This is a genomic window from Bacillus sp. S10(2024), assembly GCF_050473865.1.
GTDB lineage: Bacteria > Bacillota > Bacilli > Bacillales > Bacillaceae_G > Bacillus_A.
The window spans coordinates 3808225-3826553 of sequence record NZ_JBFLUR010000002.1 but is presented as its reverse complement, the minus strand read 5'-3'; the positions used below and the strand labels follow the sequence as shown (position 1 = coordinate 3826553).

At 37.9% G+C, this 18329-nt stretch carries 15 protein-coding genes; 6 read left to right on the top strand and 9 right to left on the bottom strand.

Translation table 11 applies throughout. From position 1 onward, the window contains the following. Nucleotides 1-80: 80 nt before the first annotated feature. The 6 genes from AB1280_RS19430 to AB1280_RS19405 all read right to left on the bottom strand — a co-directional run bounded on the left by AB1280_RS19430 (nt 81) and on the right by AB1280_RS19405 (nt 7834). Nucleotides 81-1679 (bottom strand): esterase/lipase family protein, encoded by a 1599-nt coding sequence (locus tag AB1280_RS19430; protein ID WP_429756712.1) that lies wholly within the window; start codon nt 1677-1679, stop codon nt 81-83. Nucleotides 1680-2713: 1034 nt separating this feature from the next. Next, the gene (locus tag AB1280_RS19425) at nt 2714-3421 is read right to left on the bottom strand and encodes a ComF family protein (protein ID WP_429756711.1); all 708 of its coding nucleotides are present in this window, start codon (nt 3419-3421) and stop codon (nt 2714-2716) included. Then, complete coding sequence (locus AB1280_RS19420) at nt 3421-4767, bottom strand: DEAD/DEAH box helicase (RefSeq protein ID WP_429756710.1); 1347 nt, start codon at nt 4765-4767, stop codon at nt 3421-3423. Before AB1280_RS19420 ends, AB1280_RS19425 begins: the two co-directional genes overlap by 1 nt. Before the next feature lie 130 nt (nt 4768-4897). After that, a complete protein-coding gene (locus AB1280_RS19415; RefSeq protein ID WP_429756709.1) occupies nt 4898-6076 on the bottom strand; it encodes an NlpC/P60 family protein in 1179 nt (392 codons plus the stop codon). A 487-nt stretch (nt 6077-6563) separates the two neighbouring features. After that, on the bottom strand, nt 6564-6878 hold the full coding sequence (locus AB1280_RS19410) for a winged helix-turn-helix transcriptional regulator (protein WP_272189760.1): 315 nt from the start codon (nt 6876-6878) through the stop codon (nt 6564-6566). A gap of 113 nt (nt 6879-6991) precedes the next feature. Beyond that, on the bottom strand, nt 6992-7834 hold the full coding sequence (locus AB1280_RS19405) for a DegV family protein (protein ID WP_272189761.1): 843 nt from the start codon (nt 7832-7834) through the stop codon (nt 6992-6994). 285 nt (nt 7835-8119) lie between these two features. Here AB1280_RS19405 and AB1280_RS19400 point away from each other — a divergent pair, with 285 nt between their 5' ends. Both AB1280_RS19400 and AB1280_RS19395 read left to right on the top strand, forming a co-directional pair. Continuing rightward, a complete protein-coding gene (locus AB1280_RS19400) occupies nt 8120-8758 on the top strand; it encodes a YigZ family protein (RefSeq protein ID WP_429756708.1) in 639 nt (212 codons plus the stop codon). Between the two features lie 26 nt (nt 8759-8784). Next, nucleotides 8785-9975, top strand: a complete 1191-nt coding sequence (locus AB1280_RS19395) for an LCP family protein (protein ID WP_429756707.1) — start codon at nt 8785-8787, stop codon at nt 9973-9975. Between the two features lie 60 nt (nt 9976-10035). Here AB1280_RS19395 and wecB read toward each other — a convergent pair whose 3' ends face one another. Together wecB and galE are read right to left on the bottom strand one after the other, a co-directional pair. Then, entirely contained in the window at nt 10036-11151 is a 1116-nt protein-coding gene (gene wecB / locus AB1280_RS19390) for a non-hydrolyzing UDP-N-acetylglucosamine 2-epimerase (RefSeq protein WP_272189921.1), read from the bottom strand. A gap of 157 nt (nt 11152-11308) precedes the next feature. Continuing rightward, complete coding sequence (gene galE, locus AB1280_RS19385; RefSeq protein WP_429756706.1) at nt 11309-12295, bottom strand: UDP-glucose 4-epimerase GalE; 987 nt, start codon at nt 12293-12295, stop codon at nt 11309-11311. Between the two features lie 408 nt (nt 12296-12703). Between galE and AB1280_RS19380 the strand changes: the two genes are divergently transcribed. The 4 genes from AB1280_RS19380 to AB1280_RS19365 all read left to right on the top strand — a co-directional run bounded on the left by AB1280_RS19380 (nt 12704) and on the right by AB1280_RS19365 (nt 17425). Beyond that, complete coding sequence (locus tag AB1280_RS19380; RefSeq protein ID WP_272189765.1) at nt 12704-13774, top strand: glycosyltransferase family 4 protein; 1071 nt, start codon at nt 12704-12706, stop codon at nt 13772-13774. 153 nt (nt 13775-13927) lie between these two features. Further along, nucleotides 13928-14692, top strand: coding sequence for a polysaccharide deacetylase family protein (locus AB1280_RS19375; RefSeq protein ID WP_429756705.1), 765 nt, complete (start codon nt 13928-13930; stop codon nt 14690-14692). A gap of 474 nt (nt 14693-15166) precedes the next feature. Further along, nucleotides 15167-16357 (top strand): chromate transporter, encoded by a 1191-nt coding sequence (locus tag AB1280_RS19370; protein ID WP_429756704.1) that lies wholly within the window; start codon nt 15167-15169, stop codon nt 16355-16357. Between the two features lie 402 nt (nt 16358-16759). Next, entirely contained in the window at nt 16760-17425 is a 666-nt protein-coding gene (locus AB1280_RS19365) for a hypothetical protein (RefSeq protein ID WP_429756703.1), read from the top strand. Between the two features lie 144 nt (nt 17426-17569). Here AB1280_RS19365 and chbG read toward each other — a convergent pair whose 3' ends face one another. Next, nucleotides 17570-18274: a chitin disaccharide deacetylase gene (chbG, locus tag AB1280_RS19360; protein ID WP_429756702.1), complete on the bottom strand. Its 705-nt coding sequence runs from the start codon at nt 18272-18274 to the stop codon at nt 17570-17572. Nucleotides 18275-18329: the final 55 nt, after the last annotated feature.

The window sequence follows — 18329 nt, the reverse complement described above, 5'->3', positions numbered from 1 at the left end:
CCCTACTTTGACTATAACGAATTGGAAAATGGAAAGTCAAAGAAGACTTATCGTCTTTTTATTGTACCTTTCGACATATACTATTTCTCAATATACACAGAACGCACAATCGTCCGCGTATATGCTTTTCCTTCTTTATTTTTCCCTTTAATATCGATCGTTACGTTATACACACCTGATTTTTCAACATTCGGCAACTTCCCAGTGAATGTAGCTGTATCTTCTTTTTGCAACGTATTAGATTGTGAAACTAACTTCCCGTCCCGATCTACAACGTGCACATCAAAGGATACGTTTTCTTGCTTTAAGGAACGCTTTTGATATTTTGTTAACTTAAATTCTGCTTTGTTTTGTTTCACTTTACCAGGCATTTCTAATGTAAACGGCGCAGCTTGTTTATAATTCGCAAGCATCAAATACGCATCGTCCTTTTTCTCTGACATCATTTTCAAGCGCCACTCGCCTTCTTCCATTTGATCTACTTGGAATGTTCGAATCGTCGCTCCGTTAAAATAAGCATATTCTTCTCCAATCGCTGCTTTGCTGCTTTGATTTGTGTACACCTTACCAGATGGAGCAATAAGTTGTATTTGTGCATTTGGATTTGCAGTCAATACAGAAATACTTCCATCTGTTACAGTATCCACTGCAAAAGTTTGTTCCACCCAGCTATTTGATGGGAGTTCCCCTCCAACTACCGTTTGATTCGCATTAGCAGCCAGGCTTTTTTGTGATTCTTCAAATATATTTTCGTTTACGATAGAAGGAGATGGTGAAGTACCACGCAAATAAGGCTCAATCCGTGAAAATACAGCTGATCCCATTCGAATGCTATCATGATCGAGACTAGAATCTGTGAATAAATGTTTTCCATAAGGCAGCTTCGTACTCCATTCGTTAACTAACCCATCATTCCCACCATACCAGGAAAGATAAAATCCACCCACAGACAATGCAGAAAAGGCCGGTCCCCAACTTGTTCCCGCCACTGTATAATAACGGTTCAACTTAGCGTTTGGATTACTATCTGTTATATTACGAAACTGTGCCATTTCCCCTGTCTGCAAAGAGTACGTACCCGCATCCTGTTGTCCTAGCAAAGAAGCAAGCCAGCCTGCCCACCAACTATATGCTAAATCTGCTAGATTCGATCCATAATGCGGCGAGGCAAGCGTCACTACATTTCCAACAAAACGGTTGGCACCGTAATGAATAAGCGCCGCTTGCGTATCTGGTCCACCTTTACTATGGGCAACAATATTCACTTTCCTCCCAAAATGATTATAGATTTCCTCCAGCATAGAAGCGAGCAAACGCCCATTATCCCACTCACTCGCTGAACCTTTTCCAGCCGCATCATATAACTGGATAAAAACAGTTTGATATCCTGCCTTATAAGCATAATTATACATATCGTTCATACCATGATAAACAGTTTCACCATACCAATCCTTAGCGTTTCCATTCTTCCCTTGAACGAATACGATAGGCGGTTTATTCGAACTATTCTCAGGAGTTGCCCCTAAAAACCAACTCCCAGGAGTAAACGATTCTGACGGTGGAAAAATCCCCCCAGATAGTTGCACAGAACTAGCAAAAGCAGATGAAATAGGAAAAGAGCAAGAAATCAAAATAAAAACAGTTAACAAGGCAAAGAAACGTTTGAACTTATGAAACATAACAGGCCCCCTTATCGAATTTAAAATTGTCCCGTACAATTATGTTATGCACAGGTTTATCCAATCATTTGTAATTCATTAAATAATAGACACACGATAAAGTGAAAATTTAATCAGCCCTCACCAATTGGGTGCATGCCAGCAGTTTATCTCCCACCGAACACTCTAGCCGCTAGAGTTGGACAACAAGGAAAAGCGAAAGCGGCTCGCCCAGAATGTGAGGGGGATGGAGCTTCTGACGTAGAGGTGTTCTTTACCTCGTAGGAAGAAGCGAAGCCACCGAACACTCTAGCCGCTAGAGCTGGACAACAAGGAAAAGCGAAAGCGGCTCGCCCACGAATAGCGGGATAAAAAAGGCGGGATTTCTTCTTCCAAAAATTTAATAGTACCATTGCGTAATTCGAGTAGATAAAAACTATGATGATATACAATTTTAAAAAAACATATTGTCATATTTTCAAATCTATAATATACTAAAAATACAAAATTCTTAATTTTCAAAAAATATTAGAGGAGGAATTATTATGACAATCGCAATTGCAGTTTTATCATTTTTAGGTGGGTTAATTCCATTAATAACAACTCTTTTAAAAGCATTCATGTAATCTTCTTGCACTCATAATAAATTATCGTACAAATAATCTGTCTATCAAAGGTAAATTGATGTGCAGATTATTTGTGTGACTCTTAATATAACAAAAATGTTTTAGTATACATATTGAAAAACGAAGCATGTAATAGGTGATATTACGATATTAATTTAAAGGCTTTTATATTTGATAAAAAGGTTTGTTGAATGAATAAGAGCATAATATACTGTTTGATCCTTGCAATTCACACAATTTTCAAAATTAAACACCCCAAATGTCAATATTTGTTATATAATAAACTTACCAAATAACTACTTAGGTAGTTTCCCCTGTTTTGCTTGTTAAAATAGTTTACCCTTATTATTATCTCAAAAAGAACCTGTAGTGATTACTACAAGTTCTTTTTGCTTTTCTAGTTAAGTGTGAAGAAAAACAAATGAAAAATCAGCGACATAACGTCAAAGACAAAACGGTATTCGCACCTTTTTCATAAAAACATTGCGCCGCTTGACGCACCGTAATACCAGTTGTGTACACATCATCAATTAAGACAATGTCTTTTCCACAAAAAGATTCTTCTTCCGCAAAGGAAAAGGGCTGAGAACGCTGTAATCGTTCTGCTCTTGTTTTCTTACTTTGTTTCTCTGCACCACTTCGCATAAGCGATGTTTTCATCACCGGAATCGATAAACATGCCGCTAATAATTCAGCTTGATTAAACCCTCGTTCATATTGACGCGATAAACTAAGCGGAATCGGAACAATACAATCACAATGCGAAAAATGCCGCTGAAAAGCATCGGCAAACGAAGAAGCAAATATGTGCACAAGCGCTGCATCACCACGAAACTTAAACCGAGCTAACACTTCTTTCATCCAATCATTATATACATAGACAGAGCGATTTTTAACATACACATGCCGAAAATATGGATTTTGCCTCCAGCGTAAACAATCCTGACAGTATTCCCCTTTCCTATATTCATCTGCTAAATATTGAAACATCCTGCCACAATCCACACAAATATCTCCAATAATATAAGGAAATTTAAGTTCACAGTACGTGCATACCGTCCTCTTGTCTTGTTCAACAAAAAAAGAAAACCAGCTCGGCAAATGAGAGACAACATCATCACAAAGAAGGCAATGCATTAGTCAACTAACCCTTCTTGCCTTGCTCGTTTATTCATCATTTGAATTTGCTTTTTCGCCGCAACCATCGCCTCTGTCTTGCCGTAATGAAAATAGGTGACATCCCCAGAAGGAGCATGACGACTGCGCCCTGCTCGTCCAGCAATTTGAACGAGTGCACTTTCTGAAAAGACATGCTCTTCTGCTCCTAACACTGCCACTTGTAAATTCGAAACAGTAACGCCCCGTTCTAAAATCGTTGTCGTCACTAATAACGGAATCTCTCCCTTTCGAAACGAAGCCACTTTCTCTTTCCGCTTTGTGTCTTCCGCATGTACACCCTCTATACGATGATCTATACACTTTAAAATAGAAACGATTTCTTCTACATAACAAACATGAGGAACAAATAGAAACATAGGATATTGTTTTTCTAAATAGATGTGGAGCCATCGCAAAATGACAGAAGGTAACGTTTTCTTTTCGATGGATTTTCGCCAATTACCGCACCATCGAAAAAGAGGAATCGGGAGGGGATAACGGTGGTAGCGAGCCGAAATAATCACGCCGTTTTGTTTTCCATTACGAAGTTTTCTTTGCCACTCTTTAGATGGCGTTGCTGTCAAATAAATAAACGAAGCATTTTCTTTACTAGCAAAGCGAACTGCATATTGCAACGTGCCATCCATCGAATAAGGAAAGGCATCAATTTCATCTACAATCATTACATCAAACGCTCTGTAATAACGAAGAAGCTGATGCGTTGTCGAAATAACAAGCTGTGCGTTTTTGGATAAGTCGTCACTCCCCCCGTATAATGCGCAAATTGAAACTGCTGGGAACACTTCTTGTAAACGCGGATAAAGTTCAAGTACAACATCCGTCCGCGGCGTGGCAATACAAATGCGTTCTCCTCGCCGCAATGCTTCTTGTATACCATGAAATAACATCTCTGTTTTTCCCGCGCCGCATACAGCCCAGACGAAAAATGATTCTTTTCGCTTTACTGCCTGGACAATTCCGTCTGCTGCCTTTCGCTGTCCTTCTGATAGCTCACCATCCCACTTCAGACCATTCTCAATTACTTCGTTTTGTATCGGACCAGTCCAGCGAACGAGCTTTGTACATTCACTCACTCTTCCCATCATGATACATTTCCGGCAATACGCACAAACCTTATTGCAGCGATAGCATGAGAACGAAAAAAACAATCGCCGCTCTTTATTTCCGCAGCGCTGACACAAATAACGAGAGTTTTTCTCTACAATGCCTTTCTCGTAACGAATATAACCTTCTCGCTCCAACTGATACAGTTCTTCTTTCGATACACATACTTCCTCTAACAATAGTTGACGACCTTCTAACATCTTACTCCCCCTTTCTGCTTTTACTATAAAAAACATAGAAAGAGTTTGTAAAATAGCAAAAAAGTCGATAACCTACTCTGAAAATAGTAAGCTACCGACTTTATACACATAATTTATTTCATTATAAATCTTATAATCTACCGTATCCTAAGAAATGTTGTTTGTTATACGAGCTATTCAAGTTACCAGTAGTAACACCTGTACTTTCATCAGCAGCGTGAATCATTTGACCATTGCCAATATAGATACCTACGTGAGATACACCCGCTCTATATGTACCTTGTAAGAATACAAGATCACCTGGTTGTGGATCACTTACTTGTTGTACAGAAGCCCATAAGCTACTTGTAGTTTGGCGACCTAAACCATACACATATGATACAAGACCACTGCAGTCAAAACCACCGTTTGCTGGGTCTGAACTTCCCCATACATATTTCATACCAATTAGGCTTTGTGCTTTTTCAATTACGCTACCACCTTTAGCTGGTCGCGGAGTTTGTACACCGCCTTTATTACCATCTTCAGGAGCTGGTTTTGGCGCTGGTGCTGGTGCTGGATTTGCCGCTGCTGCTTGTTGCTCAGATAAACGTTGCAGCACTAATGCTTGTTTTTCTAATTCTTTCAATTGGCTTTCTGTACTTGTCATGCTATTTACAACCGTTTGCATTTTTGCACTTAAGTCATTTGCCGCTGCCTGTTGCTGTGCTTTTTGTGCATCTAAATCTTTCTTTGCCGTCTCAAGTTTCGCTTGTGCATCTTTTAATTCTTTTTGTGTATCTTTAATAAGCGCTACATCTTTTTTCACTTTATTTTGATCATTTTGTTGCATTTTCATAATGTCTTGGTCAGATTCAAGAATTTGTGAAACAGAAGTTAAACGATCGATTAAATCTGCAAAGCTTTTAGAATTTACAACTACTTCAGTTACAACGTTTGGGTTTGGTTTCTCTTGAAGAGCAACTAAACGCTTCTTCAACAGTTCTTCACGCTTTGCAATTTTTGTTTGTAAATCTGCAATCTCTTTATCTTTTTGTTCAATTGTTTTTTGTGCTTCTTCAATTTGCTTTTTCGTTTCAGCAATCTTAGATTCGTTTTCTTTAACAGAACCGTCTAACTCTTCAATTTTCTTGTTAAGTTCGTTCATCTGTTTTTGAATTTCGTCACGTTCTTGTTGTTGTTTATGTAAAGTGTCATTTTGTTGTTGAATTTGTGTTTTTACATCTTCAGCAAATGCGTTTGGTGTTACTACTGAAAACATCATAAATCCTGCTGCTAATGCGCAAGATGCGATTTTAATTTTTTTCATTATGTTTTACACCGCTTTCTTTTCTCTTATTTTCCCGAATTTATCTAATAAATTTATACCATAATTACCAATGTTTTTTTGTAATGTTACGCTTTTGTAAAAGAAATGTAATATTGCGCTTGTAGTTTTTTGACATTTCTGTTCTAATCTTGTGTTTTATTGTAGAGAAACAAGGAAATGAAACGATAATCCTTTTTCTTTTGTCGGACAATTTCAGTTTTTCTACAAAAATGTAACATATTCAAACTCTATTATTATTACATAGAATAATTTTCCAGTCTACCGTTTTTCTGTTATTTTTCTATAAATTCATTTTGATGTTTCAGCATACAACATGACCGATTCTATACACTGTCATACGCTCACACCTCACCAAAAAGAAAGGGGTTTCATATCATTTTTTAACTGGTATATAAAAATAAAAAGTGCAAGAACACCATCTTGCACTTTTTAACAATAAATTCCCACTCAATACAATTTCACTTTATTAATGAACCCATTTCTCCGCCCATTTTTGTACTTCTTGCATGACGCTCTCTAGCGCTTTTCCTTTATCTGTTAAACCATATTCAATACGTACTGGCACCTCTGGATAAACGGCACGCACAACAATTCCTTCGCTCTCTAATTCCTTTAAACGCTCTGATAACATACGATCGCTCATGTTTGGAATAATATCAGCAATTTCACGAAATCGTTTCGGTTCTTCTAATAATGATGTAATGATTAAACCTGTCCACTTTTTACTAAGAAGTGTAAAAGCAGATTCGAACTTTGGACATAAACACGGATTATGTTCCATATGTTTCACCTCTTCTTTATTATAAAATAGTTTCTTATAAAAAGTAAGTTATATCACTTATTTTTATATTTTTACCAAAAAAGCTCTCTACTTAAAAGAGAGCTTCATTTTTATTATTTTGTATACCATCCTAAACCAAGTGAACCTTCGCCTAAATGTGTCCCAATTACTGGCCCAAAATAACTAATTCGAAATTCAACATGCGGGTATATTTCTTTCAATTCCTGTTCCCATTCTTTAGCTTCTTCTTCTCTGTTCGCATGAATAATAACAGCTTCCATTGGAATCCCTTTACTTGCTTGTTCATCAAAGATTTCTACAATACGTTTTAACGCTTTTTTACGCGTACGGATTTTTTCAAATGGAATAATAATTTTATCACGGAAATATAATACCGGCTTTACTTGTAATAAACTTCCAAGAAATGCTTGTGCACTATTTAAACGGCCACCGCGCTGCAAATGATGTAAGTCATCAACGACGAAGTACGCATCTATTGTTTTCTTCATCTCATCAAAACGAGCTATAATCTCTTCTGGACTTTTCCCTTCACTCGCCATTTTTGCGCCTTCATGTACATAAAACCCTTGCACTTCACAACTAATCTCTGAATCGTACGTATATACGTCTACTCCTTCTACCATTTGACCAGCTGTCGTTGCCGTCTGATATGTACCACTAATCCCGCTAGAAAGATGTATACTAACCACCGCATCATACTCTTTCCCTAGCTCTTCAAATAACTCAACAAACTTTCCGATAGCTGGTTGTGATGTCTTCGGCAGTTCTTCTTGCTCCCTGACTTTCTCATAAAAATCTTCCGTTGTAATTTCCACTTCTTCTTGATAAGATTCATTTCCAAAAATAACGTTCAAAGGAATCATATGTATATGTAATTCTTCACGCACATGTTTGGGTATATATGCCGTACTATCGGTTACAATAGCTATTTTCATTTTTGTACCTACCTTATAAACAGTTTTATTATTTATTGTACATGAAAATGGAAAAAGGTGCATTAACTGGCGAAAACGAGAGGTCAAAATTATAAACACTATTTCAACAATTTACAACACAAAAATTCAAATTATAATAGAAAGAGCTAAATTTCTGCAAAAAATATTTGAAACTCCAAACTAGCCCTTTTAGAATAAAGAGTACTGGTAATTTATCCCGTTCTAATTGGGATTAAAATACACGTTGATAGAAGTTGCAATTTACAAAGATAGGAGCGTATATCATTGTTACTACAATATTTCACAGTAAAAGGATATGGCGAACATGAAATAGTCATTCAAAAATCTCGCTTTATTTGCTATGTAAACCGCGCATCAACAGAAGAAGAAGCACAAGAATTTATCCAAAAGATTAAAAAGCAACATTGGAACGCAACTCATAATTGTTCTGCCTACTTAATTGGTGAACATGACCAAATCCAAAAAGCAAACGACGACGGAGAACCGAGCGGTACGGCCGGTGTACCCATTCTAGAAGTATTAAAGAAGCGTCATTTAAAAGATACTGTCGTCGTTGTCACACGTTATTTCGGGGGCATTAAACTTGGAGCAGGCGGTTTAATTCGTGCATATGGAAAATGCACAAGTGAAGGTCTCAACCATGTCGGCATCGTTGAACGAAAACTGATGCGCGTCATGAAAACGGAAGTTGATTATACATTACTTGGAAAAGTTGAAAATGAACTACGTAACTCGATATATACTATTAAAGAGATACACTACTTAGATTACGTTACATTCGATACGTATGTGGAGGAAAACCAAAAACAATCCTTCGCAGAATGGATGATTGAAATCACAAATGGGAAATGTACAATTAACGAAGATGAGATACTATATCTAGAACAAGATATAGCACAATAATAAATATTACTTAAAGGAGATTATTTATGGAAGATCGTTATCAACATCTCCAAAATAGAAGAACGAAAAAGAAAAGAAGACGCAAAGGGTTCATATTCCTCATTTTCGCTCTCCTTATCGGAGGCGCAGGAGTTTATGCTTATAATTCCTATTCTTCTTTAATGGGAATTTATAGCGGCATGCAGCACGATAAATCGAAACTCCGTACAGAAGATGTAGAAATTACGAAAAAACCATTCAGTCTTTTAATTATGGGAATTGAAGATTATGCAACAGGCGGTGAAAACGGACGAACGGATTCCTTAATGTTTGCGACAATTAATCCAAATTCACAAAAGGTATCTTTAATGAGTATCCCGCGCGACTCACGTGTGACAATTGCCGGGCGTGATAAAAAAGATAAGATCAACGCAGCTCATGCCTACGGTGGAGAAAAAATGGCAAGAGAAACCGTCGAAAACTTTTTAAAAGTACCTGTGGATCACTATATAAAACTGGATTTTAAAGGATTTAAAGGTATCGTCGATGCTGTTGGCGGCGTTACAGTCGATGTTCCATTTGATTTTTGGGAACGATCCGATGTGAACTATTACAAAAAGATTGAGTTTACAAAAGGACAGCAGCATTTAAACGGAGAAGAAGCACTAGCTTATGTCCGGATGAGAAAGCAAGATCCAAATGGTGATTTTGGACGTGCAACTCGTCAACGTCAAGTACTTGCAGCGGTCGTACATGAATTAAATTCACCTGCTACCGTATTTAAGATAAATGATCTTGCAAAAGCAATCGGAAAATATATCAAAACAGATATACCTGTATCCGATGGTCTTGCACTCTATAAGAAATTCTCTGGCTTTGATGCATCTAACATTCAAACTATAAAAATGGAAGGCGAAGATAAGAAAATCGATGGAATTTATTATTTCATTCCAAACGAATTAAACATTCAAGAAGTTCGCCATTCCCTTAATCAAAACTTAGAAATACCAGATTCTGCGTCAGGTACGCAAGAACAATCTGAAACAAAAGAACCTGCTAAACCAACAAACGGCCAAAATACAGAGCAAGAAAAACAAGAACCTGCTAAACCGAATCACAATTCGAATACACAGGCTGGAAAGCAAGAAACAACGAAACCAAATCGTAATTCAAATACACAAAAGACACCTCCATCCAATCAGCAACCAAACGAAGAATGGCAAATGTCTGGGCACTAAAAAACCAGCTGTCTCCTTTTCAGGAGCAGCTGGTTTTCTTCTTTTCAAAAATAAGAATTATTATTTATTAAAATATTCGACAATCGCTTTCACAATACGCTCTGACGCCTGACCATCACCGTATGGATTCGATGCTTTTGCCATTGCACTGTGTGCTTCTTTATCTGATAATAACTCGTTTGCTAAGTCGAAAATTGTTTCTTCATCTGTACCAGCAAGCTTTAATGTACCTGCTTCAATACCTTCTGGACGCTCTGTTGTATCACGAAGAACAAGAACTGGCACACCAAGTGATGGCGCTTCTTCTTGTACACCACCAGAATCCGTTAACATTAAGTAGGAGCGAGCTGCAAAGTTATGGAAATCAATGACATCAAGCGGTTCAATTAAATGAATACGATTATGCTCCCCTAAAATTTCTCCTGCAATTTCACGAACAACAGGATTCATATGTACTGGATATACAACTTGTACGTCTTCATGTGTTTCAACAAGACGTTTAATTGCACGGAACATATTACGCATCGGCTCACCTAAATTTTCACGACGATGTGCTGTCATGAGAACAAGGCGATTATCTCCAACCTTCTCTAACACCGGATGTGTATACGATTCTTTTACTGTCGTTTTTAATGCATCAATTGCTGTATTTCCTGTAATAAAAATGTTTGCTTCTTTTTTATTCTCTTGTTGCAAGTTTGTTGCCGACTTCGCTGTTGGTGCAAAATGAATGTCTGCCATTACACCAGTTAATTGGCGGTTCATTTCTTCTGGATATGGAGAATATTTATCCCATGTACGAAGGCCAGCTTCCACATGACCAATTGGAATTTGATTATAAAAGGCAGCGAGGCTTGCAATAAATGTCGTTGTTGTATCACCATGTACAAGAACGATGTCTGGTTTCGCTTCTTTCATGATCTTATCTAAACCTTCTAAACCACGAGTTGTAATATCAATTAACGTTTGACGGTCTTTCATAATATTTAAATCATAATTGGGCTGAATGCCAAAAATGTCTAACACTTGATCCAGCATTTGACGATGTTGTGCTGTTACAGTCACAATAGACTCAATTTGCTGTGAATGTTTTTGCAGCTCCAACACGAGAGGGGCCATTTTAATAGCTTCCGGACGCGTTCCAAAAATCGTCATTACTTTAATGCGTTCTGTCATATTCAATTCCTCTCTTCTTTCAGTTTCTCGATTCGTCATATACGACAACACTTGTTATTATATATGAGAATCTACAACGACAAAAGGGTATATTCCCCAAAAGACATATGAACCAATATGAAAACAAGTCAGCTGCTTCCCTGCAGCTGACTTGTTTTTACTTACTATATCCGTTCGGATGAGATGTATGCCATTCCCAAGCTGTTTGAATCATTTCTTCAAGCGAATATTTCGCCTTCCAACCCAATTCGTTATAAATCTTTTCTGATGAAGCGATAAGTTGTGCCGGATCTCCAGCGCGGCGCTCTACGTGAATCACATTTGCCTTCTTCTCAGTTACACGTTCACACGTTTCAATCACTTCTTTTACAGAAAAGCCTTTGCCGTTTCCTAAGTTGAATACTTCATTTGTCTTTTGCTCATTTTGTAAACTTTGCAGCGCTAAAATGTGCGCCTCCGCTAAGTCTGTCACATGAATATAATCGCGAATACAAGTGCCATCATGTGTATCATAATCTGTACCAAAGACAGAAATCGATTCACGTTTTCCTAATAAGTGCTGAAGCACAAGCGGAATTAAATGTGTCTCTGGCGTATGATCTTCTCCAATTGTTCCTGATACATGAGCTCCCGCCGCATTAAAGTAGCGAAGCACAACATATTTCATGCCATAAGCGGCATGAAAATCTTGTAAAATATGCTCAACCATTAATTTAGTGCGTCCGTATGTATTGATTGGATTTGTTGCAGTCTTTTCTGTGATAATATCTGTCTCCGGAATACCGTACGTTGCCGCTGTTGAAGAAAAAATAAATGATGTTATGCCATGCTCCATCATTTTCTCAAGCAGCGTAATCGTTGCCGACACGTTGTTTTTATAATATTTCAATGGATTGGAAACAGATTCACCAACAAGACTATTTGCCGCAAAATGCATAACAGCATCAATAGAATAGCTACTAAATACACGATCTAAATCTGCAGCGTTACTTAAATCTCCTACTTCTAAGATCGCTCTCTCATCAACACTTTCACGATGACCAGTTGATAAGTTATCTAATACGACTACCTCAAATTTTTGATCTAACAATTGTTTTACTGTATGACTTCCAATATATCCTGCTCCGCCAACAACTAAAATCATGGTTTCTCCCCCTATAAAAATATATCATCTATAGCTCTATATTTATTATACAGCAATTCCTACCTGTAAAATCAATCTTCTCCTAATAGCTCATAACAAGAAAAGCATTTACCTTTATTCTGTTTACACAACACATTTCTATCATGACTCTCATATAACATTTACCATCATCCCTAAATAGGAAATATACATATTTTTCTGTAAAACATCCATATTAAGAATAATTTTCATCTTATAATTCGCTTTAAAAATGTCATATATTTCAGTTATTACAATTTAAAGTCACGCGAAAAAAAGATTGAATTCCATTCTTTTTATGATACCATATGTTATGAGCCAAAAACATATATTGAATTTTGAAGTAAAAGAGAGATTTCAATACGTTAAAATATAAAAGGTGGGGTATTAATGGACTCACGAATTATTTATGCAGTTTTGGCATCATTCATTGCCGTACTAATCGCTACCCCTTTCGTAATTAAGTTAGCCGTTAAAATCGGGGCAACAGACAAGCCAAATGCTCGTAAAGTACACCAAAACATTATGCCTCGTCTTGGAGGACTGGCAATCTTTATCGGAGTTGTAATAGGGTGCTTTGTTAGCGGTTTGTATGAACAGCGTATCGTATCGATTAGTATAGGTGCTGTCATCATTATTATCATTGGAATTTTAGATGATATGTATGAATTATCTGCAAAAGCAAAATTCGGCGGACAACTTGTAGTCGCATTGTTAATCGTGAAAAATTTACAAATACCAGTGCTTTACATTCCAATTTTAGGAGACACTGAACTTGGATGGCTATCTTATCCAATTACGGTCTTTTGGATTGTCGGTATTACTAATGCTATTAATTTAATTGACGGCCTTGACGGATTATCGGCCGGCATTTCTTCCATTGTTCTAGCAACATTAGCTTATATGGCTGCTACTAGCGTAACCGGTACTGGTAGCGCAATTATTTTACCGCTTGCACTCATCGTATTAGCAAGTACAATTGGTTTTTTATTCTATAACTTTCATCCAGCGAAAATCTTTATGGGAGATACAGGAGCACTGTTTTTAGGATATTGTATTGCGGTGCTATCACTACTTGGACTATACAAAAGTGTGACATTGTTTAGCTTTATCGTTCCAATCATTATTTTAGGGGTACCAATCTTTGATACAACATTTGCGATAATTCGCCGCGTTGTAAATAAGAGACCTATTTCAGCGCCTGATAAATCGCATTTGCATCACCGCTTACTTGCAATAGGATTCTCTCATCGAACAACGGTGCTAATTATTTATGCATTTGGTATTTTCTTTAGTGTGAATGCCATTATTTTTTCAAAAGCAACATTATCGCTCTCAATTTTTCTTCTATTCCTTCTTATTTTAATTACAGAAATTGTGGCAGAAATAATTGGTCTTGTACATGATCGCTATAAACCAATTATTTCAATCTATAAAAAAGTAAAAAAACGTGAAGAATAAAAATAGTATAACCAATACAACATAAAAATATACAAACAGGACGATCTCTTTAAAGAAATCCTCCTGTTTTTTTATTTTCCAAAATATAGTTCGTTTGAGAATGACCACCTTGGAGCATGATAACAGTACAATCTTCAAATTAGGGTGAGCATCATGATTAAGCGAACATTTTTACTTATTTGTTTGTTTTCTACTATCATCTTATGTTTTCTATCACCTTTGCAGGCTGCCGTTGTACCTTCACATGAGAATCGCCCTATCTCTCATTCTGAAACACAACTGCTTCGTCAATATACAGCTACTCCGCAAACAAAAGTGGCCTATTTGACATTCGATGATGGACCAAACAAATACACATCACAAATTTTAAACATTTTAAAGCAAAAAAACGGAAAAGCAACCTTCTTTGTTATCGGTGGACGTGTCTCTCGTTATCCTCAAACAACAAAACGAGTAATTGAAGAAGGTCATTATTTAGGATTACATAGTATGTCTCATAATGCAAAATCCCTTTATAATGGTGATCCCTCTATTTTAGTTTCTGAAATGGAACAAGCTCGGGAAATTGTTCGGATGATCACTGGAATTGACACGCATCTCGTTCGCGTTCCTTATGGCAGCATGCCCTATTTAAAGAAAAATTATCGAGATGCTCTTGTTACAGCTCACTATAAAATGTGGGATTGGACAATCGATACATACGATTGGAAAAGTGCTCATAATCCATCTGCCGTACTGGAACGAGTCATGAATCAAAGTGATAATTCAGTCGAAGTCATATTAATGCACGATTCGAACGTCACTGTACAAATCCTACCACAAGTCATTGACTACCTTCATTCACAAGGGTATACACTCCTTCCTTATAACCCTTCTTCTCATTCAGAAGTGAATTTTTGGAAGGACGCGAGATTGTAACAGCTTTAGTCTCTGCTAAAGCTGTTCAACTCCTATATGTGTATAAGCTAAAAAACGACATAAAACCACTTCAACCAAATGAAAAGCACTTGAAATTGGTTGAAGTGGTTTTTATAATGAATTTCTTTATTCAAAATCAATTCGTTAAAAAAGAAAAAGAACAAAAGAAGCCTAAATGAGGAAGTTTCTTTTGTTCTTTTTCAGTGACAAGTAATTTTGCAGAACTATTATCCGTTGGATCAAAGATAGTTAGGAGGCTATCTTCTTACAAATTTACTGTAACATAAAAAGTTACTTCTCAAATATGCAATTTTACATATCCATTACATTCTTGCCATATTCTTATTTACATAGATTCGATATGATGTATAAAGACATATTAAAAAACCGTCCCCTTTGTTAATGGACGAGAGCTTCTGGCCATGCATAAGATTTATAAAAACTTTATTCAAGAAAAAGGTGACTCCTATTACTATGAAACCTAAACAAAATATCGTAAATAAATTACAAATATTAATAGAAATCTTCCTCGTTTCCACAAAGCTCGGGCTCACTTCCTTCGGAGGACCTGTTGCACATCTTGGCTATTTTCATAACCAATACGTTCAGAAGCGAAAATGGATGGATGAAAGAAGCTACGCTGATTTTGTAGCACTTTGTCAATTCCTTCCCGGCCCTGCTAGTAGTCAAGTTGGAATCGGAATCGGATTATCACGGGGTGGTATACTTGGGGCCATTGTTTCCTGGCTTGGATTTACGCTCCCTTCCGTTCTTGCGCTCGTCCTGTTTGCTTCATTACTGCAACAGATTGATATCGCACACACGGGATGGATTCACGGCTTAAAGCTAGTAGCCGTAGCAATTGTCGCTCACGCATTATGGGGAATGGCGCAAAAGCTAACACCAGATCGAAACCGCATAGCGATTGCAGTCATCGCCGCGGCTACTGTTCTATTATTCCAATCAGCTTGGATACAAATTATCGTTATTCTATTCGCGGGCATCGTTGGATGGCTCTTATACAGAGAGCACACAATCACAGCTGAAACAGAAATATCTATTCCTATCTCTCGCAAAGTCGCGGCGCTATGCCTATCTTTATTTTTTCTCTTATTAATAATATTGCCGATATTCCGCTCTTTCTCGCACTGGATTGCTATGTTTGATAGTTTCTATCGCTCAGGCTCTCTCGTCTTTGGCGGCGGTCATGTCGTTCTTCCGCTCCTAGAAAATGAATTTGTGTCAAACGGCTATATAACGAAAGAACAATTTCTCGCTGGCTACGGAATGACGCAAGCCGTTCCTGGGCCATTATTTACATTTGCCGCTTATATCGGGGCCGTTACGGACGGAACAATCGGGGCAACAATCGCGACAATTGCCATTTTCCTTCCTGCCTTCTTACTCGTTGTCGGTGTATTACCTTTTTGGGATGCACTGCGCCGCAAACCGTACGTACAAGGAGCTATGTTCGGGATAAATGCAGCGGTTGTCGGTATTTTACTTGCTGCTTTCTATCATCCTATTTGGACAAGCTCCGTTATGCAGCCCGCTGATTTCGTTGTCGCATTACTCTTATTTACAATGCTTGCCTTTTGGAAAATACCGCCATGGGTCATTGTGATAATTGGTGCGATCAGCGGGGTGATTTTGTCGGTACTATAAAGTGAAACTTTAATCAGTGGGGGTTTTCTTCATCCCCCACTGATTATTAGCCCTCACTAATTGGGCGCATGCCAGCAGTTTATCTACCGCCTAACTTCTTAAGAAAAGCGGAAGCGGCTCGTTCAGAATCGTAGGACGTTGGAGTCCCCTTGGACGAGGCGCTTTTTTGCCTCGTCCAAGGGGGGCGAAACGACCGGGGATTCTAGCCGCTAGAGCTGGACAATGCTTTTGCTGAATTTTGAGGCGGGAGTATTACTGCCCGTTAATGCGGGATAAAAGCTAGTTTTACATCCTCCTCACACTTTGGAGGATGTAATTTTTTAAATATTCAATTTATTACACCTGCAAATTGTGTTACGATTTATAGAACAGACAAATTTAGAAACAGGAGTTGAGTTGCGCATGCCTAAAAATCGGCTCTGGTTCTCTCGAACGATAATTGTTGTTATGTTTGTAATCATTTCATGGGTACTATCTACATTTTCCTTATTTACACAACAGGAATTTAGAAAGTTCATAGGGTGGGGACATTATTATAGCTATGAAGCGGATTGGAAAAAACAAATGCCAGCACCACATGGTGATTCAACAGTAATTACGGACGATGAGGAGGAACTCGAAGGTCCACCTATTCAAATACCATGGAAAGATAAGATTTTTGGTACTATCAATGAAAGCATTCAAAACAACAAAAAATCATGGATAACTACTATTATAATTATCACAGCAACTCTCATTCTCGCTTTCATATATTTCAAAAAGAAAAAGTCAATCCAACCAGCCTCTATTGTACGTCCTACACAACAAACTCACACCGAAACTACTACGATAGCAGATGAACATATCAATGACATCCAGCCGATTCATAATGAAATCCGAAAAGAACTAATACAATGGGAAAAAAAGCTACCTAAACATAACAGAAGAAAACCATATGAAACCGTGCAGCAGTGGCTATTACGACTTAATAAGCCAGCAAATATTATACCGATCTACGAAAAAGTTCGTTATGGAGAAAGGGAATATTCAGCTAGCGACTTGGAACTGGTCAAACTTTGGACGAAATAATAATAGGAGCGCACTCAACGGATACATAAGTACCTTTTGAATGCACTCCTTTCAAATGTCCACCAAATATATCAACGCTTCGACACACGAATCGCCCATTCGCTGGAGCTGAATAAAAAGTAGACTTCTTGATCAGCTCTATTTCTAAAACTTGACAAGCTCCATCCCGCTCGGAAGCTTGCTCTCTGTTAAAATGCGTAACTCTTCAACACGCTTCATCACATAAGACGAACATTTCATCAACTCTGCATCTACATAAGCTGGATGTACCATGATTTCAACTGTCGCCCCGTCCGCTACACGCTCTTGCAAAGTCATAAAGTAGTCGTCCGTTACACCATCTCCGTAAAAATCGTGCAAAAACACATCAGAAAATGGGCGTACTGCACGTTCTTGTTCACAGCGGCGCACCGGAAGATGATATTTCTCTGCTAAACGCTCTAAGACATCATGCAAAATCGGCAGTGCATGTACATGATGATGGCTATCAAGATGCGTCGGTGTTAAACCATAGGATAGAAACTTTTCAACTTGCGCAGTCCATTCTCGCTCGGCGTCATACGGATTTATCCTCCCTTCCCACACCGTACTTTGCGAATGAAACGAACCATCTTCTTTTACAAGCGAAGATACGTCAGAAAGAAGCGGTTTTCCTGCGGTTAATACAAGATGTACTCCAACTCCGAGCGTCTTATATCGCCTCGCTAATTGCACGGCATGCTCTGCCCCTGACATATTCATCATCATTGTTGCGGAGTTGACAAGCCCATTCACGTGCGCATCAATAATGCCGTAATTTACACCTCTTGTTAATCCGAAGTCATCTGCGTTTACAATTAATTGAATCATTACGTCCCCTCCTAGGTATATCTTCTTCAACAGACGCTTGCCTGGTACACAAAGT

Bases quoted from the DNA above. Each gene is read 5' to 3' on its own strand.
- AB1280_RS19430 (WP_429756712.1), bottom strand. From the start codon at position 1,679: ATGTTTCATAAGTTCAAACGTTTCTTTGCCTTGTTAACTGTTTTTATT.
- AB1280_RS19425 (WP_429756711.1), bottom strand. From the start codon at position 3,421: ATGCATTGCCTTCTTTGTGATGATGTTGTCTCTCATTTGCCGAGCTGG.
- AB1280_RS19420 (WP_429756710.1), bottom strand. From the start codon at position 4,767: ATGTTAGAAGGTCGTCAACTATTGTTAGAGGAAGTATGTGTATCGAAA.
- AB1280_RS19415 (WP_429756709.1), bottom strand. From the start codon at position 6,076: ATGAAAAAAATTAAAATCGCATCTTGCGCATTAGCAGCAGGATTTATG.
- AB1280_RS19410 (WP_272189760.1), bottom strand. From the start codon at position 6,878: ATGGAACATAATCCGTGTTTATGTCCAAAGTTCGAATCTGCTTTTACA.
- AB1280_RS19405 (WP_272189761.1), bottom strand. From the start codon at position 7,834: ATGAAAATAGCTATTGTAACCGATAGTACGGCATATATACCCAAACAT.
- AB1280_RS19395 (WP_429756707.1), top strand. From the start codon at position 8,785: ATGGAAGATCGTTATCAACATCTCCAAAATAGAAGAACGAAAAAGAAA.
- wecB (WP_272189921.1), bottom strand. From the start codon at position 11,151: ATGACAGAACGCATTAAAGTAATGACGATTTTTGGAACGCGTCCGGAA.
- galE (WP_429756706.1), bottom strand. From the start codon at position 12,295: ATGATTTTAGTTGTTGGCGGAGCAGGATATATTGGAAGTCATACAGTA.
- AB1280_RS19380 (WP_272189765.1), top strand. From the start codon at position 12,704: ATGGACTCACGAATTATTTATGCAGTTTTGGCATCATTCATTGCCGTA.
- AB1280_RS19375 (WP_429756705.1), top strand. From the start codon at position 13,928: ATGATTAAGCGAACATTTTTACTTATTTGTTTGTTTTCTACTATCATC.
- AB1280_RS19370 (WP_429756704.1), top strand. From the start codon at position 15,167: ATGAAACCTAAACAAAATATCGTAAATAAATTACAAATATTAATAGAA.
- AB1280_RS19365 (WP_429756703.1), top strand. From the start codon at position 16,760: ATGCCTAAAAATCGGCTCTGGTTCTCTCGAACGATAATTGTTGTTATG.
- chbG (WP_429756702.1), bottom strand. From the start codon at position 18,274: ATGATTCAATTAATTGTAAACGCAGATGACTTCGGATTAACAAGAGGT.